Below are 23865 nucleotides of genomic sequence, written 5' to 3' on the forward strand. Positions count from 1 at the left end.
TTTGTTCTCCATTTTTAGGGAATGTCTTTTATGTGATCCACTACCTTTAGCAAGAAAAACAGCATACCAGTCTCGCTTGTTTTTGCCAAAGGATAGAATGGTTAGTGAAGAATAGATAAAGCTTGTTCTTTAGAGGTAGCGATTACAAAGATATGGTCAAATCCGGACATTTTCAAAACATCCATGACATTAGATGTTACGCAGCATAGCACAAGTTTTCCTGATAAGGCCTTCAATTTTTTGGAAGTAGACAAAAGCATGCGCATGCCTGCACTGCTTAAATAAGTCACTTGGGAAAAATCCATTAAAAGCTTAGAGGATCCCTCCTTAATCTTTTCTAAAATTTTTTCCTCCGCCTTTACGGATGAAATGGGATCTAGCCTTCCTTTAAGATGAAAAATAAGGATCCCCTGTTCTTGTTCTTCGCTAATTTCAATAAAGCCTCCCATCAACGCCATAAAGCATCCTGATTTGAAATCATCCCATTAAGAAGAAAGCTCTGCCAATTCAGATATTTTACCTTCAGGCCCATCTTGGTGGCTTTTTTTATCTAAAAATTGAACTCTTTCGGCAGCAACACGAAGTTTACAACGTTTATCGCCATCTTTGGCATGCCAGACATCGAGCTGTAGACGCCCCTCAATCAGCACAGAAGAGGAACATGACAGAGAATTGACACAATGCTCTGCTTGTTTGCCCCATACGACAACGTCGACAAAACAAACCTCGTGTTGCTTTTCGCCATTAAAGCTTACAAATTCACGGTTTAATGCTAACAAAAGATCTGTAACAGAAACTCCATTCGGAGTCTTTCGCAATTCAGGCTTGCGGGTGAGACGCCCTGCAATTAACACTTTATTTAGCGCGACCATATCAGACTTTTCCTAACTTAAATATGAATAATCTGTTTTTTGCCTACTATCTCCACCATAGCAAAATTAAAATTTTAGACAACAGCAAAGAAGAGGGCGCACTAAATATTTTCAAAGGGAAAGCCTATTCCATTAATTCCAAGCGAACTTTTAACCCGAGACGGGCGCAAACCATAGAGGCAATTGTTCTTAAGGCTTTGATTGTCATTCCTTTGCGGCCAACAACCTTGCCAATATCTGCTTGGTTAACGCGAATTTCTACAACGATCCCCGATTCACCTTCATAGCAATTCACTATGACGGATTGAGGATCTTCGACGAGATTTTTAACTAAATATTCTATAAATTCTTTCATGTCTTTACTCGGTCTGAGGTTTCAGAAAATGTTAATGTCAGTTTGAAGTAAGCGTAAGAAACTTTACTCATTTAGATTTCGATAAGACTTTACTTTTCTTTACAGGTCTACATCTAGGCTAAACACAACAAGATTAACGAGTTCGGATACTTGAAGTCTAGTTAAAAAAGCTACCGAAAAAAAAACCAAAAAAATAAGTGGTTCGCAACCTAATAGCAAGCCTTAAAGAAAGCAAGCAATCTTAATAAAAACTTGTGAATCTGTGAAGCGTTTCCTAACATGCTTTGGGGTATTTGCCCCCATCATTCCCCTTAGGTTTAACTAGACTTTTAATAGAGGTCGATTAAAAATCTGGAATACTTGTCTTTAACCATTCTAAATACTCCCTATTGCCATCTTGAATGACTTGATAGGTTATTTCGGGAATTTGATAACTGCAATTTTTTAGGATAGCTTCTTTAATTTTTTCAAATTTTTCCAATCTTGTCTTAAAAACCACCTTGCTTTCCAGAGCTGTTTCCAGTTGGTTATTCCACATATAAAAAGATTCAATTGAGGGAATGATTTGGGCGCAAGCAACAAGCTGTTCTTGCACTAAATAACGGGAAACCTGGCGAGCTTCCTCAATGCTCCCACTCGTCCAGTGTACTTCGATAAATGTTGTCATCTATCCCTCCAGATCAAGATGTAACAAGCTGGATGTAAGCTAAATGAGGGATCCGAAGATCGACCATCACCTCATTTCCTCGCACCTGATTCATTTCTTCTGTTACAGAAAGTTGGCCGGCTTGCTTGTTTAAAAAAGCACGTAAAGCTAAATAATTAGCTAATCCTTGATGAAATTGCTCTGTATTTAAACGCACAAGTCGGGGAAAGACACATAAAGTCCATTTCCCATTTATTTTTCTTTCTAATAACTCTTCAAATACTAACACGATTTGTCTTTGCCCATGACTTTGAGCATAAGCTTTGGACACATCAATTTTTCTAATGAACATACTTTCAGAGCAACATTTTTTAGTCACTAGATTAAAGAGAGACAAGGCCAATTTTATATGTTCCCCTTTAAGGCGACTTCCCCAAACTTTTTGAAACTCTTTTAAATTTCCTAAAAATATTTCGGGCAGTTTTTTCGGAGTAAAAAAAGGCTTAAAAGGGAAAAGAAAGCCATTTTCGTCGAGGGCTGTATTGGTGAAGTCGCCTAAAAAAGCAATAGGCTGCCTCATCGAATAATCTATCCAAATAGCGCTAGGCTTAATTTTTTTGATTTCAGCTTTTTTTATAAGCGAACATGCTTGAAGTTTGCGCTTGGCTTCTTCGATGTTGAATCGGTAAAGGTTGGTTGGACGGTCAATAGAGAGATCTAATAGCTCCGCTAAAAATACGGTTTTTAAAGCATCTGTATGCGAAGTTGTTTGAACGATTGCAGAGATGTTGTATTGATCATCGCGGGTGCGCAGGTCGCGCAGATGCAAATAATATAAAATCCCCATGCCTACGGAACCTGAAACGAGAACCGTGGACAAAAGAATCCAAACAATCGCTTGGCTAAGGGGAATTTTAGGCGGCGAATAGGTTGGCTTCATCGTTGACTAAAATCCAAGGTTGCATACCGCGGCCTTTGCTTAAGAAGTTGGTTAACCCGTTCCACCTCTTCCAAGGGAGTTGTGGCATAATCATTTAAGGGATTTGAAAGATTGTAGGTATAAAGCGTTTCATCGATAAATTTAATTTTGTTTCCAGCCATTTCGAGCATCGGGTAAAGAGTTGCTTTATCTTTCATGATTCGAAAATAGTTTCCATCCGCGTCCCTTAAATCGGTATCTTGGATATGCTTCCATAAATAATATTTAAAAGTTCCGGGGTGCCAAAAGACAAAAGGAATATCGCGATACAGTTTTTGCTCAAGAATCATATCGGGAATTGGCTGAGCGTATTTCATAGGCGTTTTTCCAGGAGGATAAATTTCACATTGTCCCCAGGTTAAATACACGTCATGCTCCGCGTATATTTGGTGAATTTTTTCAAAGGCTTTATCATGGGCAAGCCAGTCATCCCCATCTATGACAACGATCACATCGTCATCTTCACATTGCAGGCTTTTAATCGCTCCTACGAGTCCAAAAAGAGCGCCTTCATTCTTCTTATGGAAAATGGAATTCCACCGATTTCTTTGGCAAAAGTCCTGGATAATTTCTCTTTGTTTAGGCAAAGTTGACCCATCATCAATGACGCATACATCAAAATTTTTGTAGGTTTGTGACTCGATCGAGCCGAGCGTTTTTCCAATAAAATCTACGCTATTAAAAGAAGGGACGACTACTTTAAAACGTTTCATCATATGTGTCACCAGTATTTAAGCAAATTGTCTATAAGCTTTTTTCTCTTTTAGCCTTGTGCGCTGTAAACCCAAGATGAGTAAGCGATCAATCAACTCTTCGCTAGAAAATCCATTTGCCTCACAGATTTGGGGATAGAGGCTCAACGGAGTAAATCCTGGAAGGGGATTAATTTCGTTAAACCAAAAAGTTCCCGATTGATCAAGAAAAAAATCGATACGAGCCAGCCCTTTGCAAGTTGCAGCTCGATAAGCTTTGAGAGCAAGCAACTTTCCTTCTTCTATCCATTTTTCAGGAAGAGCAGCCCTGGCCGCTGAAGGGGTGGCTTTATCGCTTGAATATTTTCCTATATAATCATACATTTTCCCCTCGGAAAAAATTTCTCCGGGGGGAAGCACTGTGATCTGCTCATTTCCTAAAATAGCAAATTCAATCTCTCGCCCTACAATCTCCTTTTCCACTAAAATGACAGAATCAAGCTCAAAAGCATGCAGAATGGCCCTCTTTAATTCCTCCCAAGCGGTCACTTTTTGCACTCCAAAGCTTGAGCCTAAATGAACAGGTTTTACAAAAAGTGGAAAGGTTAAGTGGTGTTGGATTTCTTGAATAATTTCATCGGAGCGATGGGCCCAATCGGTTTCTGTAAAAGCAATAAAAGGAGCAGTTGGAATTCCCTCTCTTTGCATGAGGCGTTTAGTCACCTCTTTATCCATGCAGATGGCAGAGCTTTGGTGATCACACCCAATATAGGGCTTTCCTAAAATTTCAAAAAACCCTTGAATGGTCCCATCCTCCCCAAACGTTCCATGTAAAATGGGAAAAAAAATATCGCAAGCTTGTATTTGCTCAAAAACCTCTGAAGAGATTAAAGGAGTCCCCTTAGCTTCTTGATTTTTCGTCAACCATTGCCCTTCTGGCGTAATCAAGAATTCGGAGACCTCATATAAATCTTGAGAGAGCGCCCGCCGAATATAGCGAGCCGAGTTTAGCGAAACCTCATGCTCGGCCGATTTTCCTCCATATACCATGCCCACATGCAATTTTGGAGGATTGGTATCCATTTCTTGAAGTAACTCGGGGATAACCGCGTGAATGTCCCCTGCTCCTAAAGTCACCACCACATCATGGGGGAAGAGGCGCGGATAAACTTTTTTCCCAATTTCTGTGCGGGGAGCATAGCAACATTCTAAATTTTTGTTTTGGCAAATCTCCTCTAAAATTTTCTGCGCCGAGATGCCCGGAATCTCTTGTTCTCCTGCGGCATAAATGTCTGTGACGTAGACAATATCAACTGAGTTAAAAATTGTTTGGTAAGTCCCTAGGCAATCTTTTGTGCGGGAATAGCGATGAGGTTGAAAGAGAACAATCAATCTTTTTTCCCCAATTGCTTCTCTGATTGCTCTTAAGGTCACTTCAATTTCCCGAGGGTGGTGGGCATAGTCATCGATAAATAAAATTTTCTGCTTTTGTCCCCGTTTTGTGCACCTTCTCCCTACGCCCGGAAAAATTGCCAAAGCTTTTCGGATCTCTTGCTCGTCTAAACCTAAGCTTAAGGCCAAGCCAAAAACAGCCGCACTATTTAAAACATTATAAGAGCCAATTTGGGCAATCTCAATGTCATGATAGCACTCCCCTTGGTATTCCATGTCAAAAAATGCTTTCCATCCTTTTTGAGTGAAGCGCAAGATGCGCAGCTGACAATCAGGATTAAATCCATAGGAAATCCCTTTTAGGGAAAGCTTTTGTAAGCGGGAATCATCCCCACACCAAAAAAGGTGATCACTTGATTTAACTTTTTTAGCAAAAGTTAAAAAAGCTTGCTCAAGTGCCTCTTCAGTCTGATAATAATTCATGTGATCTAAATCAATATTAGTGATAATCCCCCCATACGGAGAATAACGCAAAAAAGAGCCGTCACTTTCATCCGCTTCTGCCACAAAATACTCCCCTTTCCCATGACGAGCATTTGTATTGAGTTGGGCAATGATCCCTCCTACAGCAAATGAGGGATCTTGCCCCATTGCTTGAAGGACCCAAGCTAAAAGGCTAGACGTGGTTGTTTTGCCATGCGTGCCGGTAACGGCGAGAGTTTTTTGATTTTGCATCAGCAACGCCAAAAGCTCTGAACGATGCAGCAAGGGGCACTGAAGTTGCTTGGCTGCCATAAATTCCGGATTGGATTCCTTAATGTCGCTCGTATAAACAATATGCATATGAGGTTGAATATACGTAGCTGAATGCCCAATAAAAAGGGTAGCTCCAGCCTCTTTTAAAGCGCGGGTTGTAGCGTTTTCAGCTAAATCGCTTCCACTGACAGGAATATTTTGGCTCATGAGAATTCTGGCTAAGCCGCTCATTCCTATGCCACCGATGCCAATAAAGTGATAGGATTTCATCTTTCTTTTCCCTCAAGGTAGTCTATAATGACATGATGCAATTCTTTGGACCGATCGAATTGACGATAGCATCTGAGATTTTCTTTCCAAGTCTGCAATCCACCATTTTGCGTTAATGTATTGAATAGCGTGCCTAATTTTACATAATTTAAATCTAACTGCTGAATTTTTGCTCCTCCTTTTATCACTTCCACTACAAAATCTGCGTTTTTATCTTGGTGCTGGTCGGCTGCTTGGGGAAAAGGAATAAGGATTAAGGGAACTTCATACGACATCGCTTCAGCTATCGTCCCCGCTCCCGCACGCGTTAAAGCAAAGTCGGCGGCACTCCACGCTACATCCATACGCGTTTCGAAAGAAGTGACGTAGGCTTGGATTTGCTTTTGCTTATACGCTTGCTGAGCTTTTTCAGCGGCTTCTAAATTTCCTGTGATATGCCAAAATTGGATGTCGTTTTTATTGAGAATTTCTAAGGTGTTTAATACAGTGTCATTGAGGATAGACGCCCCTTGTGAACCACCAAAGATAAGGCAGGTCTTTTTATGGGGATGCAATCCAGCAAGTGCTCTCGCCTCTTGCTGTGAAAGGTGGTGTTTAATGAAATCTTTTCTAATTGGTAAAGCAATCTCGAGAATTTTCCCTTTTAAATATTGCCTAGCTGCCGAAAAATGGATCCCTGTAAAGAGAGCTTTACCAGAAAACAACTTAATGACTTTGCCAGGGATCGCATTGGCTTCATGTAAAACATAGGGGATTCCCGCTAATCTAGCGGCGCATAAGACAGGAAAAGTATAGTAACTGCCAAAACCTACCACTAATTGCGGTTGATACTGTTTTAAAAACTGGTAGCTTTCTTTAATTCCGCCATAAATCCCTCGCATTTCTCGCAAAATAGAGCAAATTCCCCCTTTTCTACTCCACATTCCGCAGGGAACCTCTTTAAAAGGAAAGGAATCTTTCAAGAAATAGGGATTTGTGGCGAGTTTCCCCCCGACAAAATAAGAGCGTATTTGGGGGCAAAACGCCTGCAGTTTTTCTGCTAAAGCAATAGCAGGATAAATATGCCCCCCAGTTCCCCCTGTCGTAATCACAATGCGCTTTTCCACCTGGCCCTCCTGTAATGAGGGCATTAACATAACGCATTAACAATTCTAAATCTAGTTGCATTATAGATAAAAATATCCTGAGTCAATTCCCGCAGGATTGTTAGGGAACTCAAATCCGATTTACACGCCTAAATAAATTTTTATCCTTATAAGATTTTTTCTCGAAAGCTATTTACTTAAATGTCACCAAAACCCGACTAAAATGAAAAGAGCTGTTGCAGGAGGGATCCCTACAATTCCAACCGCGTAAGGTTAAAACTTCCGGAATAGTTCTCAAAACGCTAGGAGAACTTTATTTAAATTTGCTACTGGAAGTTGCGTAGCTAAAAAATCCTTTTAATTTTTTTTGAGATTAATTGATTAAGGCTTGCTTCCCTGATCACTTGTAAAACTTTCGCTTTTCTCTCTTTTAAATCATAGACGTTTAGTTGTGTGGGGAATTGAGAGGACTCTTTTACTTTTTCTAAAAGAGGTTTTATCTTGCTTTCATACACCGCTTTGCTTGGATGTTTGCCTAGCAAAGCAATCGCATATATTCATTTAAAATTATTCAAAACAGTTTGGTGGATTTTCTCAACCAAATGGAAGGAGATTTTGTGTTAATAAGGGGATATTTGCTTTAAGCGCTTTGATGGCAGAAATTGGCTATACCTATAAGCACTCACCCCCTGTAGAATCCCCCTCTTTGATGCAAGGGGGCATCCTACAGCGCACCAGAAAATGCGGATCAGGTCCACGATTTACCACACTCATTGGAAGCCCAAACGTTCTAAAATAAAGCTTTACGACGCTTGAACATGAAATAAAAATTAAGCCTTCAATTAAGCCTAGGATGCCCGTCACCTGGGATCGATAACATTTAAGGTGCAACCAAAGAGATCGGCTATAATGCCTGGTGCTTTGAGAGACCGATAGGCTAGTTTATTAAGTGACTCAAACTTACCTGCTGTTAAAACTGAGAGCGTAGCAGTGGGTATACCAATTATTCCATCGACGGCTCTAGTTACAAGGCAAGAAATTGCCAACAAGGCGTACGTCAGTCGAGAAGCCACATGTCGTTTGAGAAAGTTATTTGAAGAAGAAAACTTTTCAGCCTTCTTATCTAATGCCCCAGCCACTGGATAAGTTATAATTCCGCATCGCTCATCTGAGAACTCGGCTTTAGGATTGACCATTTTTAAAAAATGGGCATAGGGTTGGGCAACCAGCCGGTCTGTGTTAATAAGATGATTAAACGCTATTGTAAAGGTTTTTTGTTGCTTACCAAGAGTGAGGAAGACTCCTACTCCAGTCCCTAAGCCAACTATGGTATCCAGAGCGCTTGTCACGAAAGAAGATGGGACTAAAGCTAGGTACGCCCCTCTTGCTATAACATGTTTTTTTAGAAAATTTGTTTTCTTAGATAACACCCAGTTCTTACTGACATAGTTTTCAATGGGCTTTATAGAGGCAGAAGTTATATTAGTGTAAGCCATTTCAATCCCTTTAGAGTTAAGTTAACTAAAAAATTTACACCCTAATTAAGCAAAAAAGTAAAAGAGTTTATTCTTTTAGGAGAAAGATCATTTTTTGCTAGCTTTAACGGTTTTCACACTTGCCTCTATCCTATTATCCTTTTTTGGTATGCCTGCAGGCGCAACAATCGATAGGCTAAGCTTAAGGTTCATCAGGGATAGGTGCCGTTTGTTGCAACTGGCAGGCGGTAGTCTGTAGAACCGGTATTGGCAATAAGGACCCATTTGAGATCATTCCCCTAGAATTTTCCGTCGCTTGCTGTTTCGATTTTTCTATACCAAGCAGTCTAAAACACGATAGTATTGAGTAAAGACAAGAAAAGATAAATAAGAGTAGCTTTAAAAAGATCTAATAAATTTTAAACTCCCCAAAAAGGGTTTGAAAAATTGCGAGTTTAGCTACGATACTTTGCAGGCTATATCGATCGCATGGAGGGTCATTGCCCTCATGCAATTCTTAAAGTTGCAATCGATTTAATCTGCCCTCTTTAAAGGGGTGAGGTTAAGGTTCTCTTTAATACCGGGGACTTAATACGGCTGGCTTGTCGCATGCCATTAAAGCGAAAAAGAATCCAAAGTATCTAAGCGGAAGGAATGACTTGAAAGGCTCTAACATCCAAACGAACGGAAGAAAGTTGAAAATATAATGGATATCCCTACTTTTTATAGCAAACACATGCATAATACTTTCAAAAGGTCCAGGGGCACCCCCAAACCTTTTGAATGCTGATATTCTTTACAGAGTTAGCTCTTGCTCAAAGAACATGCGTGCCGAATCTTCGACTAAACGAAACTCTTCTGTGTGTCCTCTTTCCTCTTTCCATTTATCCATGAAATAGGGAGGGTTCTCTTGAAAAGAGGGATTTGCCAAAACGCCTTGAATATAAGCCAGTATTTCACTGGAGTAGTCTTTGCCATTCCCAAAGGAGTTGTTTTTGCCTTCCACAAAAGCCTCTGCTTTTAGTTTTAATTCCTCGATATTAACTTTAATGGTGGGGGAATTGCCAAATTTCATGTTTGGAAGAATTTCTGTTTCGAAGAAAATCATGGCCTGATCTTCAGGCATGCGAAATTCCTCAGTATTCCCTCTTCTTTGTTTCCAATCTTTCATGAAATTTTCAGGGTTAGCTTGAAATAGAGGATCATTTAAAACTTTTTCTATATAAACTAGCAAATTACCAGGTTCTCCACAAGTTTGCCGTGCTGCATAGCTCTTCGCTTTTTTGAGAAAAAGATTAAGATTTAAAGACGTTTTCTCTGAAGGGAGGGTATCGCAATCCACTCCTTCCTTTTTCCCAATCGTTTTTTTTGCTTGATCATTTACAATCTTATCGCGCGAAGATAAGTGCAGCTTTTTCCTAACCCGCCCATAAAGAGAAGCGGCTCCATATATGGCGGCAAAACCCAAAGGAACCACGATTGTAAAATAGGAAAGAATTTTCAGTGCTGCTAAGACGTTTGTCTTTCCCTTGTTTTTTTTATAGGTAGAAATATCACTAAGACCGCTAAAATAACTTTTACAAATATCTAAAATTTTCATCAATCAACCTCGTTTAATTAAATAACGTTATTCGCCACTAAATTCTATAAATTTATTATTATAGTTCCTATTAACATAAATTAACTTTTTTACCACACTTCCTAGAGTTTTCAGTCTTACGCCGATTTTCTTAGCAAATTCGCCTTAAGCTTTGGCTTCTTCATTCAAGAGATAGCAACAGCGAGCAGCAACCCCTCTATCTAGAAATCCTTTAGCATCCACATCATAGCGGTTGGAGGGTATCGGCTATTATGGCAAGCCACCGCACTCGTAATCCACCGAGTTTCAGAACAAAAATGGAAGTCCTCGCTTGCATCCAAATAGTCCAGCCTAAAGCTATCCTGCCGCCTGCAGCCATTTGATCGGATCCCTGAAAGAGAAATCCAGCAAAGCAAATGTAACGACCAATCCGATCGACATAAAGAGCAGAGAACCAAGCCTTTTGCTACGGCTAATCGCGCAAATTGACAACTATTATATTTAAAATTAAATCAAAAATCAACAAAAAAGCTAAGAAAATTTTAATTTATCTATTTTGGCTAAAGGTGTTTCCTTGCCTTTTTTTTATAAAACGGGTACCCTAACAAGCTTATTCTTGTGTCGATTATAGACGGAGACCTCCATGACTTTAAACAAAGAAACCTTAAAAAATTTAGCTCAGCTCAGCCGCATTCGCTACTCTGAAGAAGAGGAAGAAGCACTCCTCAAAGATCTTCAAAGTATTTTGGCTTACATCGATGAGCTCAAAGAAATTGACACGACAGATGTCAAAGCTTGTAATCATGTGCTTGAAGAGATTTCAAATGTGATGCGTCCGGATGTTGTAGGAGCTACCCTTCCGCGAAAAACATTCTTAGATAACTCCCCTTCACAAGTTAGCGGAATGATCCGAGTTCCTCTTGTGATTAAATCCAAGTCATAAGGACAATTTTACATGCATACTTTATCAGCCCTTGAAATTCGGGACCGTTTTCTGCGTGGCGAGATTTCTGCTATCGCGATTGCGCAACATTTTCTTTCTCGGATTGAACAATATGACTCACAAGTGGGAGCCTTTCTTTCTGTCCTAAGAGAGCGCGTTTTAAGAAAAGCGGCCGAACTAGATCGGAAAAAAGCCGCGGGCGAAAAACTGGGAAAGTTAGCGGGAATCCCTATTGGGATTAAGGATAATATCCATATTGAAGGGGAAATTACGACTTGCGCTTCTAAATTCCTGACCAACTTTAAAGCTCCTTTTTCTTCTACTGTTGTAACCCTCTTAGAGCAAGAAGATGCCTTATTGATTGGAAAGACAAATTTGGATGAATTTGCGATGGGCTCTTCCACGGAAAATTCTGCTCTTCAAAAAACATTCAATCCTTGGAATCTCAAGTGCACACCAGGAGGATCGTCGGGAGGCTCTGCAGCAGCCGTAGCAGCTCGCCTTTGCCCCATTGCCTTGGGTAGCGATACGGGCGGCTCTATTAGACAGCCGGCTTCATTATGTGGGGTAGTTGGATTTAAGCCCACTTATGGGCGAGTTTCTCGCTATGGCTTAGTGGCTTACGGATCTTCACTTGACCAAATTGGCCCCCTAGCCACCAATACTGCTGATGCGGCCTTGATCATGGAAGTGTTGGGCCAATATTGTGAAAAAGATTCAACTAGTCTCCCTTATGCTGCCGAAGATTACTTGCGCCGCTTGGATGGAAATATTAAGGGCATGAAGGTTGGGATACCCCGCCAATTTTTAGAAGGGCTTTCCGATGAACCGCGCAAAATTTTTGATTCTTCCCTCCTTATTTTCCAAGATTTAGGGGCCGAAATTGTGGATGTGGATTTGGATATCCTCAAATACTCATTAGCGGTCTATTACATCCTAGCTACAGCCGAGGCTTCTACCAATTTGGCCCGCTTTGATGGGATCCGATATGGCCATCGCTCCTTAAAAGCTCAAACTCTAGATGAAGTTTACGAGCTCTCTAAGGAAGAGGGTTTTGGGAGTGAAGTTAAAAGGCGCATTATGCTAGGAACATACGTTTTGTCGGCAGGTTTTCAGGATGCCTACTATAGGAAAGCGCAAAAAGTGCGCACGTTAATGCTGCAAAAATTTAAAGAAGCTTTTCAGCTATGCGATTTAGTTGCCACCCCCGTATGCCCTTGCGCGGCCTTTGAAGTAGGCGCTATTAAGTCGCCACTGGAGATGTATCTTGAAGATATCTACACTATTTCAAGTAATTTAGCTGGCGTTCCTGCAATTAGTATTCCAAGTGGTTTTACACAAGATCATAAGCCGTTAGGTCTTCAACTAATTGGCCCTCAAAAGCATGACGTGGCTGTTTTACATGCAGCAAACGCCTTTGAACGTGTAACAAACTATCATACCTTTATCCCTGAGTTCGTGAAATAGGAGCTTTACCATGACACAAGAGTGGGAAACCATTATTGGATTAGAAATCCATGCCGAGTTGAACACACAATCAAAATTATTCAGCGTGGCTCCCAATCGTTTTGGGGATGAACCAAACCTCAATATTACAGAAGTATGCACTGGCATGCCAGGAGCTCTTCCTGTTTTAAACCAAGAAGCCGTTCGAAAAGCGGTGCAATTAGGCTGTGCCCTACAAGCGCGTGTGGCGCATTTTAGTACTTTTGATCGAAAGTCTTATTTTTATCCAGATAGTCCGCGCAATTTTCAGATTACGCAGTATGAAAACCCGATCATTATGGGGGGAACTGTAATTGCTGAAATAGAGGGAGTAGAAAAAATTTTCCACATTCATCATGTCCATCTAGAAGATGATGCTGGAATGCTTAAACACTTTTCTACTTTTGCGGGTGTCGATTATAACCGTGCGGGTGTTCCTCTTGTGGAAATTGTGTCTGAACCCTGCATGCATAGCCCTCAAGAAGCTGTGGCCTATTGCTTAGCAATCAAAGCTATTTTACAATATATCGATGCCTCTGATTGCAATATGGAAGAAGGCTCTTTGCGGGTGGATGCAAATATTTCTGTGCGTCCTAAAGGAGAGAAAGGTTTTCGAAATAAAATCGAAATCAAAAACATGAACTCTTTCAGCAACATGGAAATGGCTTTAACCGCTGAAATTAAACGTCAAATCCGCGAGTATACAAGCCGTCCCGACGAGCACCACACAGCCGTCATTAAGCAAGCCACCTACCGTTGGGATCCCGATCGAAAGGAGACGGCTCTCATGCGTACCAAAGAATCGGCCGATGATTACCGCTACTTTCCTGAGCCGGATTTGGTCCCCATTGTTTTAACTGAGGCATACATTGAAGAAGTTCGCCAATCACTTCCTGAGCTGCCCTTGCAAAGAGAAAGGCGGTATGTCAATGAATTGGGGCTTTCGGCGCATTCAGCGTTTGTATTAACAAGCGATAAAAAATTAGCAGATTATTTTGAAGTTGCCCTCAAAACAAGCTCCAACGCACGCAGTTTATGCAATTGGCTCATTGTGGAGTTTGCAGGGCGTTTTAAAGAAAGCGGTAAGTCAATTATCGAGAGTGGCATTTCAGCAGAGCATGTAGGGCATCTCGTCAACATGATTGACCAAAAAGAAATTACAGGAAGAATTGCCAAATCTGTGGCGGATGAAATGATGCTGCACCCTGAAAAATCTCCTCAACAAATAGTAAAGGAAAATCCAGACTTTTCTCCTGTCCACGATCAAGCCGAAATTGAAAAACTTGTCACGCAAGTTTTAGCAGATAACGCGCAATCGATTGCCGATTTTAAAGCCGGAAAAGATAAAGCTTTTGCCTTTCTTGTTGGTCAGGTGATGAAGCTTACCAAGGGAAAAGCTTCACCCGAAGTAGTAAATGAGCTGCTAAGACAAAAAATTCAGGATTCGTAATCAAAAGATTCTTGATTTGCTTGCAAAACGTCAGATAAGATAAGCGTTTTATGAAGTAGCTGCTGTGATGACCAACAGCGGCTTGGATGATAATGCTTACAAGGAGCTTTTGTGCTTCATCTATCCATGCAATCTTTACAGCCATCTTTCTACTGGCAAATTATTGATCTCTGGCCAAAACACTTAGAAAAAACTATCCAGAAAGTCAAAAAGCAGATTAATGAGACCCTCTATCGTTATATGACAGGCCAGCTTGAACAAAGCTCTTTTTCTAACTTAGAACTTGAAAATCCACATTTTCGTCACATCGCAGGGAAAAATGACATAAAAGTATTTTCTCTCTCTGAAAGCCCTTCATGGGTGGTCAAGACCCAACGACCTAATTTTTTTAAAAAATTTTCCGGCATTAAAAACAAGCAAGGTCAGCTCTTTTTTGATCCTCAAGGCTGTATGATGAAAGAGACCACGCTTGCTTGGAATATGCGACAAGTTATTCAAGAAGAAAAATTAGATAGATTACATGTTATCAAAAAATATCTATGTTCTTATCCCTTCCCGCCACAAGAAGGACAACAGTCTAAAAACTTTTTCCTCTTTGAGGAGTATGTTCAAACAAACGATCAAAAAACTAAAGCAGAGACCATAAACCATAAAACTCTTGAAGAAATCAGAATCATTTCAAAACAACTTTGCGTTTTGGTAAAAAAAACAGGCTATGCGAACTTGCATTTAGATAACTTGGAAGTTAGCGATCGAGTCACTTTATTTGACACAAAACCCATGAAATTAGCGAAGATTAGCCAAATCGGAATCTCCTCTCGGTTAAAATCTGCCAGAATTGGTCTGCAAAACTTTTCTGATAGCTTGGAAAGCTATGCTAAACGAAATCCTGGAGAGTACCAGGCATTTAGAATCTTCCAACAAGACTGTGCCCACACCATTAGAGAAATTAAAAGCGAGGAAAGAAAGCTACTTGCTATTTCGGCATTAAAAGTACTTTCTTGCTTCTCCATTATTCCCATTCCTGTCTATTTAACGCTTTACTTTTTAAAAAGGTCGCGCGCTATTGAACAAACACGCAAAGCCCTTATTCATTCCCTTCAAACGAATTAAAAGCTTGCACAGTGGATTGGCGGTGCATCATTTGCCAGAGTAAGCGAAACCCTTCACAGGATTGTAGGAGCTCCTCTTTTGTTCCTTCTGCAAGTTTTTGCCCCTTCTCTAAATAGATGATCCGATCGGCATCTTCTATCGTAGATAAGCGATGGGCGATAATAATTTGTGTCATTTGACCGCGCAGCTGCTCAATCGCTTGTTTAATATGAAATTCACTTAACATATCTAAAGAAGAAGTGGCTTCATCCATGACTAAAATGGGAGCATTTTTTACAAGCGCACGTGCAATCGCTAAACGCTGCTGTTGCCCCCCTGAAAGGTTTTTGCCCGCTTCAGAAAGCACGGTTTCATACCCTTCAGGCAGCTGGCTAATAAAGTCATGGGCATAAGCCTTTCTGGCAGCTTCTTCAATTTGTTTTGCTGAAAAGCCACGCCCGAAGGCAATATTTGAAGCGATCGTATCGAGAAAGAGAAAAGATTTTTGAGGAACGAATGCAATCATTTCGCGCAAAGACCGCTGAGTATAAGCACTTAAGGGGCGCCCATCAATCCGAATTTCTCCTTTCTGCGGATCATATAAGCGAGGAAGCAATTGTACAATCGTGGATTTACCCGCCCCCGTGGGTCCCACAATTGCCACACATTCACCTTTTCGAATAGTAAAGGAAAGATCTTGCAAAACCCAATTATCTCCATAACGAAAAGAAACCTGATCAAATTCAATCTTGTCGAGGAACTCTTTAAAATCTCTAGCATGGGCTTGGTCCTCGAGATAAGGTTTAATATTCATCACTTCTAACATTCTTTCAGCTGCTGCGATCCCTCTTTGAATATGGCTATTTTCTTCGGCAAATTTTTTAATGGGCTCATAAAACAGGTATAATAACCCACAATATACAATCACTTCTGAAACACCCATTTTCAAAAAATACAGCCCATATAACAAGGTGATTGCCAAGAAAAACATCGCGATCGTGTGCATAACAGGGCGCGAAGAGAGATCGTATTTAGCACTTCTTTGTTCGAGAGTAGCCATGCGATCATTCAAATCGCGATATTTGTGCAAGGAAAAGTCTTCCATTGCAAACATTTTAACTGTTTGCACTCCTGCTAAAAAATCAATCAATACTGAGGCAAATTTTTCTTGGTTTTGCTGGATCTGCTTTGAAAGGCGTTTAACTTGCTTAGCGATATAACCAATTGGAATGACAAGAAGGGGTAAGCCTAAAAAAACAATCAAAGAGAGTTTCCAGGAGGCATAAAAACAAAGAAACAAACTTGTTAGAATGGTAAAAGGCGTATGAATGTAGTTGACCAAGCAGGCGTTTAAGGCTTCTGCAACTTGGGCAGCGTCTCCAACAACTCGCGAAGATAAGCTTCCACTATTATACTGTTGATAAAAGCTCATAGGAAGCAATTGAATATGCTCAAAGTATTTTTGGCGTAAATCCCTACTCACTCGAATAGCCAGCAAGCGGGTGGAAAAGCGATAAGCAAAAAGAGTGGATGCTTTAAATAGAGCAACCAAGACTAAGAAGTAAGCTAGATTAGTAAGATTTTTTGAAATAGGGAAAATTTGGTTCAATTTTCCCAGCAAGCTTGAAATGAGGTCTTTTTTTTTATGTTGTTCCACAAAATTTTCCGCCTCTTGACGAGTTAAACCTTCTTTTGAAGGATTTAATTCACGCCAACGCTCCTGCATTTGTTCGAAAGTCACTTCATGGTTAGCTGCCAGCTGCCCATTTCTTACTGGCGCAAATAATTCAAAAAATTCTATACTAGCTGGTCCTTTAGTAATGACTCCTAATGCAAACATTTCCAATTGGGAAGCCACTGTTACCAAGCACATGGCCACCATGGTAAATATCATTAAAAATAAATGTTTGCGATTTGCCAGAGCCGCTTTAAATAAAAATTTCATGTTAATAAAGACATTGTGTTGTGCAGAGAAAATGGAAACTAAACAGCGAATTGCCCCATTTTTCTAAATTTGAGATACCTTTGTTCTAGTAATAAAGGGGGCGGAATCATGCGTAGGATTTGCCACTGTTCCAAAACAAATTTCTTAATATTGGTATAAACAACCTCAGGATCATGGTGGGCCCCTCCTAAAGGCTCGGGAATGATCGTATCAATAACCTGCAAAGAAAGGAGGTTTTCCGCGTTTAATTTCAATGCCGAAGCAGCCTCTATATTTTTCGAAGCATCTTTCCACAAAATGGAAGCACACCCCTCAGGAGAAATTACCGAATAGTAAGCGTGCTCTAACATTCCCACCGCATCTCCTACGCCCATCCCTAAGGCGCCGCCTGAACACCCTTCCCCGATCACAATCACAATGATAGGCGTGGCAATGCGCATCATTTCGCGCAGATTTTGGGCAATCGCCCATCCTTGCCCTCGTTCTTCAGCTTCTAGTCCGGGATAGGCCCCTTGTGTATCTAAAAGGGAGACAATCGGTAAATTAAATTTTTCTGCCAAGCGCATTAATCGCAAAGCTTTCCTAAACCCTTCAGGGTTTAGCATTCCAAATTTGCGCTCTAAACGGCTTTCCGTATCATTCCCTTTTTCTTGCCCAATTAGCATAAATTTGACGCCTTGAATTTTTGCAAGCCCCCCAATGATGGCGCGGTCTTCACTAAAAGTGCGATCTCCACATAATTCGTGAAAACTCTCACACATATTGTTAACATAATCGATGGTATGGGGACGAGAGGGGTGCCGGCAAATCATAATTCTTTGCCAAGGCGTTAGCTCAGAATAGACTTTTTCTTTTAATTTTTCTAACTTCTGCTCAAGTTTGCGAATTTCTACTGTAAATAAAGGATTATCTTGATTCTGGTTTTTCAGATGTTCAATTGTTTTAATATATTCATTAATTTGTTTTTCGTGAGGTAGAACGTCCAAAAATACACTCCTAAATGAAGAGGATTACTGCGATTCTTTACCAGGCAGGTGAGCCTCGTAAAAATCCTTAACTAACTCAATAACCGTGGGTTTAGTCACGACTATAGCAAAAATTTCTTCAATGTCTTCGGTAGCGAGACGTATGCAGCCATCGCTTTCATATTTACCTAAGCTACTGCGAACCTCCACCAGTTTCCCTTGCTCATTTAAAGCCCAAGGGAGGCCATGAATTCCAAATCCTTTTGCAGGCGCACTGCAACCTTCTAATTCTTGTTCAAAGGGAATCCACCTTGTTCCAAAAACACGGATTAGCTCTGTCTTCTGCCCTTGATAATAGCCCATTTTATTAGGTTCGTAAATGGCGATCTTATCGCCTAGCTTATACTTTCCCAGCGGCGTTAAGTAACCCGATGGCTTAGAAGCATCTGGCCGGCCTAATCCTACTGAATAGGTTTTTAGAAGAACACGCTCATCGGAGTCAAGGTCATGATAATAAAACCACAGCTTTGCTCGCGATAAATCGACTAGTAGATAAAACTCTACGGGCAGCCCTTCTTTAAATACATTAAATCGATCCCCCTCAGCCACATCTTGTTTTAAATAATCTACTTTTCCATTCAAGCTGCGCGCAATAAAATGGCGAGAGGTGTGATAATGCCCTGCATAATCAGATAACCATGCAGGCCGACCTTTTTGCCAAGAGACGCGGCTTTTGTAAGTGATGGTTTCCACAATAGGCAATTGAGGAGGGGTGGTATTGAATAATTCTGCAATTCGATTGGCCTGGGGAAGTTGGGCATTAGATTGGATTTTTAACGACCCATCGGCAGGTAAAGACGGTTTTTTTGGGCTATCTTCAAGAATTCTGACCTCTTGTTCTAAGATAATGTGTGCGGATTGAGCGATCGATTCAGGATCAAGCGTTTTTTTCTTAGAGCTCTTTAACACTGAGGCAAACAGAATGGAGCCAAACAATAGCACAGAAACAATGAGAAATAATTTAGGAAAATTCATCCCCCCTCCCGATGGTCTTTTTAACACAAACAGTACAGAATCATAAGAGTTCAGAGAAATTTTGCCAATTGAGTTTTAAAGATTTCCTCAAAGTTTCTAAAAAGAGAAGCCTGTGAGAAAATTCCCTCATCTCGCAAAAGTAGCCCAGATGTTTCTTATTTGGCCTCCTTTGGCGTAGGATGGATATCCCAGCAGAAGGTTTGTTGGGAGGAATCGACACGGTAAGCAATTAAAAAATCCGCCCCCCAAAAATTATCTCCCCCTGCCAATGGGATCACCTCTACATGCCCTTGTTCAGCAGTTGCCTTAATCAGAAGATGGGAATCTCCTTTTTTAAGCAGGATAGAAGCGCTATTCCCCCGGTAATGGGCAAAAGTTTTAGGATAAAAAATACTCCCCTCTTCTACCTGGCAACAGTCAGCAGATACAAAAAAAACAAATGCCAACTCCTGCACCTCATTCAGTGACATAAAGCTAGCAGAAATAGATAAAATATTTTCTTTTATTACAAAGGCTTGTTCAACATCCACCCATATTTGGCTTGACAAACCATTTCTAAAATTGGGTAAGGATTGTAAATCCATTTGTTGCGGAGTTAATCCCAAGGTACTTTTAATTTCAAAACCCTTTTCAGTTAGGTTCATCTTCCAAGCCGGCAAGTTAGACTGAAAACGGGATCCTTCTATCCCAAATCTTTGGCAATCACCCAGCGGGAAAAATTGAGGGCCATAATTCACAATCTCCACTTGCGATTGCTTGACATACCCCAGTCCGGTCTGTCCTCCATTACCGGCACATAAGATCGTCCTTTCTGTTGAGCGATAGCCAATTAAACCCACTTCTTGATCAAAAATCCATGGATCCCCAAGGGAAACTTCTTGAGAGGAAACCCCTTGCCCTATTTGACTCAAATACATGTCAAAGAGTAAAAGATCATCCGGTAATTTTTCCGGTTGAACTTCCTTCAAATAATCAAGTTGCCGTGCAGCAATAAATCCAAAATGGGGGTCGCCCTTCAAGAGCGCCATCGCCTGAAATAAAAGGTAATTAGAGATTAAATGCTGTTTAAGTGAAGCATTTTCTTCCAGGACAAAAAGAGATTGAATAGGGAAAAAATCGGCATTAAGCGTATTTAAATGCCATTTAGCAAGATGGTGGGAGGCCTCTATTAAAGAAGACTCTTGCTTCAAATAGCCTAAAATAGCCCACAAAAACCCTAAATCAGCGTGGTAACGCCCATGCGTCGCTTTTCCCCACCTCCATAATCCTCTCCACTCTAGAAAAGCTGCTCCACTTTTCAGTTGGGAAGGTTGTGGAAGAGTGACCGGCAGCCCTGTTAAAGCACCTAAGACAGCTTTTAAAGCCGTTACGAGCTGAAATTCTTCCCACACTTTAATTTGACGGAAATCTTCTACCTTTTCTTGCAACCAGAGGGAATACGGGATCGAACAATTTTTATTTAAGGAAGCAATGAATGCTAAGGTTAAAAGTTGATACCCTTCAGCCACAAGAGTGAAGGGGGTTGTATGACATTCCTTGTCCGCAAGTAAATCATCAAAATTAGGAATACTTTCGAAATCAAAAGGCTGACAACAAAGTGTGGCATGGAGAAGCAAAGTTTTCGGTGAAGAATGGTATAAGTCTTTGCAATCTTCTGCTTGTAAAATTTTTAAATTTAATTTTGTCATTACACGAGCTTTACCACTATTACACGCATACCATTCTTAACGCTATTCTTTCATGACGGATTTGACAGATTGCAAAGAGACCTGCCATTATTGACACCCGCATTTTACCTTCTAGAAATTTTCAAAAAGAGAGCGAATTAGGTTAAGGTTACCCTCTTTAACCTTCATGGCTCAACTTTTTATCGAATAAGCTTATTTTTCAATAAGTTTGCGCATCTTTTTACCAGGAGTAAATTTCACTGCAGAACGCGCTGGAATGATAATAGGCACGGCAGCATTTTTAGGATTACGGCCAATTTTTTGTTTGCGCTCAACCACTTCAAATACCCCAAAATCACGAAATTCGAGCCTTTCCCCTTCCGCTAAGGCTTCTGTCATTCTGTCTAGAAAAGCTTGAATGACATTTCTCACATCATTTGGATGAATTTGCTTTTCCTGGGCGATTGAATTGATGAGCTTCTTTTTTGTCATCGTGCTTTTTTTTGCAAGAGTTGTTGTCATAACTGTAGGACTCCTTAAAGTTATAAAGCTGCTATAGGCTATGGCTTAATGCTGGGAGTAACACTGATATTCGCGCCTCTCTTTCATTGACCCTTAAGTACAATCAAGCGACCTTTCAAATTCAGTTTACTCTTTGTCAGGTGTATAAGCAATGTTTTAGCGAAGTTTCTTACGAGTGCTACGCTCTCACTCGATGAGCTCAGGCCATTCATTCTCGAACGTCTAAGGTCATGAATTTCTCTATCATACGAAAGAAGAATTTCGTTTCAATAATATTTTTTTACAAACTGTTTTTTATAACAGCCTTCCCAAAGAGGGGTGAATCCTCCCGCGGAGAAAATTAAGAAACTCGAATAAGAATTTTATTTTTTTTACCAAAAGCTACCAACATAAGGTTTCCCTCGATCAAGGCTTCAGGTGTTAAAATATAATTTTCTTCTTCCACCCTCAAGTTGTTAAGGTAGACCCCTCCATTTCGAATTAATTTCCTTAAATCTCCTTTGCTCCGTTCTGGAGTAACTTCGCTCACCACGTCGACTAAACGGCGATTGAGAATATGATCAAGGGAAAGAGTATAATTGGGCATATTGTCGGCTAAGCTATTCAGCATTTCTGCGTCTAAGGAAGTGGTTGTCCCCGGGGCCGCTCCCTCGGTGACTTTAAGGGCTATACGCAGTCCTTCTTCTCCATGCACAATACGCGTAACCTCTTCCGCAAGTTTGCGTTGAGCCGTGTTAGCCACATAGTCGCTTTGGGTCATCATTTTCTCATAACTGCGAATCTCCTCCATTTCCATAAATGTAAGGATCTTCATCATTTTGATCACATCTGCATCCGCCACGCGAAATAAATATTGGTAAAATTCATAGGGAGAGAGCATTTCGGAAGATAACCAGATCGCCCCTTGCTCCGACTTTCCGAATTTTTTTCCATCGCTTCGCGTTAAAAGGGGAAAAGTCAGGCCATGCACAGCTTTACCTCTCACTTTGCGAACAAGGTCTATACCTGCGGTAATATTTCCCCATTGATCGCTTCCTCCCATTTCGAGCGTTACCCCATAATGGTCGTAAAGATGCAAAAAATCGTATCCTTGTAAAAGCTGATAGCTAAACTCGGTAAAGCTTAGTCCTTCCTCAGAATCCAAACGTTTTTTAACGCTATCTTTAGCGAGCATGGTGCCTACACGAAAATATTTTCCCGTGTCTCGCAAAAAATCAATCAGCGTAAATCCCTTAAACCATTCATAATTATTGAGAATCGTTAATTCGGTTGTTTTGGATGAAAATTTTAACACGGTTTCTATATTTTTTTTAATCCCGCGTAAGTTCTGCTGAACTGTATGGTCATCCAAAATATTTCGTTCCTTGCTACGACCTGAAGGATCTCCTATCATCCCTGTCGCCCCTCCTACAATAGCGATAGGAGTATGCCCACAACGCTGAAACCATGCTAGTCCCATAATGGCGACCATGTTACCTAAATGCAAACTTGCCGCCGTAGGATCAAATCCACAATAAACCTTTAAAGGTTCTGAAGTAATCTCTCGAAGGTTGTGACTTGTCATGGCTTCTATAAAGCCTCGTTCTTGAAGAATATCTATGACATTTTGCATGACAAAATTTCCACTATGGATTTTAAAACGTAAATTGCTTTAGGTAGAACTGAATGGAGGTATTCTGTATTGTTAAGTGATTTTCTGTCAATAATCTACAGCGACTTTTTCCATTTCCCTATGTTAATTTTTAATTATGACCTCTTAAACCCTAAAAAGGGGTCTTTTTAAGAGCCATAGCTCTTTCGAAAAAGGAAATATCTCTCTTTTGATTAAAAAGGATTGAAAACATCAATAAAGCAACAATCTACTGAAAACTTGCATTTTAAATGCTCTCCTAACGCCCGGGGACCAATTCTTTCTGTGGCAGCGTGACCTAATGCGAAAAAGTTTATTTTTTCCTCATATGCTTGGTGCCAAGTTGGCTCATCAAAACTTCCCGTAATAAAACAGTCTAGTTTTTCCTTTGCCGCCTCCACAATTGAACGATAAGCCCCTCCTGAAATCAAACCCACTGTTTCCACCATTTCTTTTCCGCCTAAAGCGACATGCGCTGGATGCTCGTAATAAAGCTCTAATTTTTCTTGGAAAGCTTCTCTCTTTTGAGGCAAAATTTTCCCTCGAACGCCAATCGGAACCTTATTAAAAAAGCCAAAAGGTTTTAAATCTAACCATCCTAAATCTTTTGCAGCTTTCCAGTTATTTCCAAATTCGGCATGAGCATCCAAAGGCAAATGATAAGCGATCAAAGAAATCCCATGCTTCAAAAGCAAAGCGAGTTTTTTTTGTTTACTTCCTACGATGGGAAACTCATCCCGCTCCCAAAAAAGCCCATGATGCACAATTAAGGCCTGACAATTTAAGCGGGAAGCTTGCTGGATTGTTTCTAAGCTCGCAGAGACAGCTATTCCTATGCGCTTAATCTGGTCATGGCCCTCTACTTGTAGCCCATTTGGGCAGTAGTCTACCAAACCAGGAATTTTCAACAGAGTCTCAAGGTACTCAGATAGTTCTTGTAATGTAATCATCCTCATTCCAAAATCAGTTAATAGAGTAGGCTAAACCATTTTTTGTCTTTATTGCTGTATTCCTGTGAAAGTTGGACCTA

The 23865-nt window shown here is 40.6% G+C and carries 21 protein-coding genes; 4 read left to right on the plus strand and 17 right to left on the minus strand.

From position 1 onward, the window contains the following. Positions 1-101: 101 nt before the first annotated feature. From PARA125_RS05595 to PARA125_RS05640, 10 genes are all read right to left on the minus strand, one after another. On the minus strand, positions 102-458 hold the full coding sequence (locus PARA125_RS05595; RefSeq protein ID WP_213157740.1) for an STAS domain-containing protein: 357 nt from the start codon (positions 456-458) through the stop codon (positions 102-104). 27 nt (positions 459-485) lie between these two features. Further along, positions 486-872 carry a single-stranded DNA-binding protein gene (locus PARA125_RS05600; RefSeq protein ID WP_213157741.1) on the minus strand — a complete coding sequence of 129 codons (387 nt, stop codon included), beginning with the start codon at positions 870-872 and terminating at the stop codon, positions 486-488. 124 nt (positions 873-996) lie between these two features. After that, a complete protein-coding gene (locus tag PARA125_RS05605; RefSeq protein ID WP_213157742.1) occupies positions 997-1227 on the minus strand; it encodes a KH domain-containing protein in 231 nt (76 codons plus the stop codon). Between the two features lie 343 nt (positions 1228-1570). Next, complete coding sequence (cutA, locus tag PARA125_RS05610; RefSeq protein ID WP_213157743.1) at positions 1571-1894, minus strand: divalent-cation tolerance protein CutA; 324 nt, start codon at positions 1892-1894, stop codon at positions 1571-1573. A 13-nt stretch (positions 1895-1907) separates the two neighbouring features. After that, complete coding sequence (locus PARA125_RS05615; RefSeq protein ID WP_249274217.1) at positions 1908-2813, minus strand: cell division protein FtsQ/DivIB; 906 nt, start codon at positions 2811-2813, stop codon at positions 1908-1910. Next, positions 2810-3568, minus strand: coding sequence for a glycosyltransferase family A protein (locus PARA125_RS05620; protein ID WP_213157744.1), 759 nt, complete (start codon positions 3566-3568; stop codon positions 2810-2812). The genes PARA125_RS05615 and PARA125_RS05620 overlap by 4 nt, the downstream gene beginning before the upstream one ends. 15 nt (positions 3569-3583) lie before the next feature. Next, positions 3584-5962, minus strand: coding sequence for a UDP-N-acetylmuramate--L-alanine ligase (gene murC / locus PARA125_RS05625; protein ID WP_213157745.1), 2379 nt, complete (start codon positions 5960-5962; stop codon positions 3584-3586). Beyond that, positions 5959-7068, minus strand: coding sequence for a UDP-N-acetylglucosamine--N-acetylmuramyl-(pentapeptide) pyrophosphoryl-undecaprenol N-acetylglucosamine transferase (locus PARA125_RS05630; RefSeq protein WP_213157746.1), 1110 nt, complete (start codon positions 7066-7068; stop codon positions 5959-5961). The genes murC and PARA125_RS05630 overlap by 4 nt, the downstream gene beginning before the upstream one ends. An 839-nt stretch (positions 7069-7907) precedes the next feature. After that, positions 7908-8543 carry a hypothetical protein gene (locus PARA125_RS05635; protein WP_213157747.1) on the minus strand — a complete coding sequence of 212 codons (636 nt, stop codon included), beginning with the start codon at positions 8541-8543 and terminating at the stop codon, positions 7908-7910. Between the two features lie 775 nt (positions 8544-9318). After that, positions 9319-10122: a hypothetical protein gene (locus PARA125_RS05640; RefSeq protein ID WP_213157748.1), complete on the minus strand. Its 804-nt coding sequence runs from the start codon at positions 10120-10122 to the stop codon at positions 9319-9321. A gap of 622 nt (positions 10123-10744) precedes the next feature. Here PARA125_RS05640 and gatC point away from each other — a divergent pair. The 4 genes from gatC (at position 10745) to PARA125_RS05660 (ending at position 15092) form a co-directional block, all read left to right on the plus strand. Next, entirely contained in the window at positions 10745-11044 is a 300-nt protein-coding gene (gatC, locus tag PARA125_RS05645; RefSeq protein ID WP_213157749.1) for an Asp-tRNA(Asn)/Glu-tRNA(Gln) amidotransferase subunit GatC, read from the plus strand. A 12-nt stretch (positions 11045-11056) separates the two neighbouring features. After that, entirely contained in the window at positions 11057-12511 is a 1455-nt protein-coding gene (gene gatA, locus PARA125_RS05650) for an Asp-tRNA(Asn)/Glu-tRNA(Gln) amidotransferase subunit GatA (protein ID WP_213157750.1), read from the plus strand. Positions 12512-12521: 10 nt separating this feature from the next. After that, entirely contained in the window at positions 12522-13979 is a 1458-nt protein-coding gene (gatB, locus tag PARA125_RS05655) for an Asp-tRNA(Asn)/Glu-tRNA(Gln) amidotransferase subunit GatB (RefSeq protein WP_213157751.1), read from the plus strand. Between the two features lie 111 nt (positions 13980-14090). Further along, complete coding sequence (locus tag PARA125_RS05660) at positions 14091-15092, plus strand: hypothetical protein (RefSeq protein WP_349305685.1); 1002 nt, start codon at positions 14091-14093, stop codon at positions 15090-15092. Here PARA125_RS05660 and PARA125_RS05665 read toward each other — a convergent pair. The 7 genes from PARA125_RS05665 to PARA125_RS05695 all read right to left on the minus strand — a co-directional run bounded on the left by PARA125_RS05665 (position 15067) and on the right by PARA125_RS05695 (position 23782). Then, on the minus strand, positions 15067-17016 hold the full coding sequence (locus tag PARA125_RS05665) for an ABC transporter ATP-binding protein (RefSeq protein ID WP_213157752.1): 1950 nt from the start codon (positions 17014-17016) through the stop codon (positions 15067-15069). The genes PARA125_RS05660 and PARA125_RS05665 overlap by 26 nt on opposite strands. A gap of 38 nt (positions 17017-17054) precedes the next feature. Further along, entirely contained in the window at positions 17055-18002 is a 948-nt protein-coding gene (locus tag PARA125_RS05670; RefSeq protein ID WP_213157753.1) for an acetyl-CoA carboxylase carboxyltransferase subunit alpha, read from the minus strand. 24 nt (positions 18003-18026) lie between these two features. Continuing rightward, positions 18027-19016 carry a L,D-transpeptidase gene (locus PARA125_RS05675; protein WP_213157754.1) on the minus strand — a complete coding sequence of 330 codons (990 nt, stop codon included), beginning with the start codon at positions 19014-19016 and terminating at the stop codon, positions 18027-18029. 155 nt (positions 19017-19171) lie between these two features. Further along, the gene (locus PARA125_RS05680; RefSeq protein ID WP_213157755.1) at positions 19172-20704 is read right to left on the minus strand and encodes a hypothetical protein; all 1533 of its coding nucleotides are present in this window, start codon (positions 20702-20704) and stop codon (positions 19172-19174) included. Positions 20705-20896: 192 nt separating this feature from the next. Next, a complete protein-coding gene (locus PARA125_RS05685; RefSeq protein ID WP_006340871.1) occupies positions 20897-21205 on the minus strand; it encodes an HU family DNA-binding protein in 309 nt (102 codons plus the stop codon). A gap of 340 nt (positions 21206-21545) precedes the next feature. After that, positions 21546-22817, minus strand: coding sequence for a tyrosine--tRNA ligase (tyrS, locus tag PARA125_RS05690; RefSeq protein ID WP_213157756.1), 1272 nt, complete (start codon positions 22815-22817; stop codon positions 21546-21548). A 212-nt stretch (positions 22818-23029) separates the two neighbouring features. Continuing rightward, positions 23030-23782 carry a Nif3-like dinuclear metal center hexameric protein gene (locus tag PARA125_RS05695; RefSeq protein ID WP_349305690.1) on the minus strand — a complete coding sequence of 251 codons (753 nt, stop codon included), beginning with the start codon at positions 23780-23782 and terminating at the stop codon, positions 23030-23032. Positions 23783-23865: the final 83 nt, after the last annotated feature.

The sequence above is a fragment of the Parachlamydia sp. AcF125 genome (genome assembly GCF_018342475.1).
In the GTDB taxonomy this organism is placed as follows: Bacteria; Chlamydiota; Chlamydiia; order Chlamydiales; family Parachlamydiaceae; genus Parachlamydia.

Coding starts and splice junctions, on each gene's coding strand:
- PARA125_RS05595 (WP_213157740.1), bottom strand. CDS start 458: ATGGCGTTGATGGGAGGCTTTATTGAAATTAGCGAAGAACAAGAACAG.
- PARA125_RS05600 (WP_213157741.1), bottom strand. CDS start 872: ATGGTCGCGCTAAATAAAGTGTTAATTGCAGGGCGTCTCACCCGCAAG.
- PARA125_RS05605 (WP_213157742.1), bottom strand. CDS start 1,227: ATGAAAGAATTTATAGAATATTTAGTTAAAAATCTCGTCGAAGATCCT.
- cutA (WP_213157743.1), bottom strand. CDS start 1,894: ATGACAACATTTATCGAAGTACACTGGACGAGTGGGAGCATTGAGGAA.
- PARA125_RS05615 (WP_249274217.1), bottom strand. CDS start 2,813: ATGAAGCCAACCTATTCGCCGCCTAAAATTCCCCTTAGCCAAGCGATT.
- PARA125_RS05620 (WP_213157744.1), bottom strand. CDS start 3,568: ATGATGAAACGTTTTAAAGTAGTCGTCCCTTCTTTTAATAGCGTAGAT.
- murC (WP_213157745.1), bottom strand. CDS start 5,962: ATGAAATCCTATCACTTTATTGGCATCGGTGGCATAGGAATGAGCGGC.
- PARA125_RS05635 (WP_213157747.1), bottom strand. CDS start 8,543: ATGGCTTACACTAATATAACTTCTGCCTCTATAAAGCCCATTGAAAAC.
- PARA125_RS05640 (WP_213157748.1), bottom strand. CDS start 10,122: ATGAAAATTTTAGATATTTGTAAAAGTTATTTTAGCGGTCTTAGTGAT.
- gatC (WP_213157749.1), top strand. CDS start 10,745: ATGACTTTAAACAAAGAAACCTTAAAAAATTTAGCTCAGCTCAGCCGC.
- gatA (WP_213157750.1), top strand. CDS start 11,057: ATGCATACTTTATCAGCCCTTGAAATTCGGGACCGTTTTCTGCGTGGC.
- gatB (WP_213157751.1), top strand. CDS start 12,522: ATGACACAAGAGTGGGAAACCATTATTGGATTAGAAATCCATGCCGAG.
- PARA125_RS05665 (WP_213157752.1), bottom strand. CDS start 17,016: ATGAAATTTTTATTTAAAGCGGCTCTGGCAAATCGCAAACATTTATTT.
- PARA125_RS05675 (WP_213157754.1), bottom strand. CDS start 19,016: ATGAATTTTCCTAAATTATTTCTCATTGTTTCTGTGCTATTGTTTGGC.
- PARA125_RS05680 (WP_213157755.1), bottom strand. CDS start 20,704: ATGACAAAATTAAATTTAAAAATTTTACAAGCAGAAGATTGCAAAGAC.
- PARA125_RS05685 (WP_006340871.1), bottom strand. CDS start 21,205: ATGACAACAACTCTTGCAAAAAAAAGCACGATGACAAAAAAGAAGCTC.
- tyrS (WP_213157756.1), bottom strand. CDS start 22,817: ATGCAAAATGTCATAGATATTCTTCAAGAACGAGGCTTTATAGAAGCC.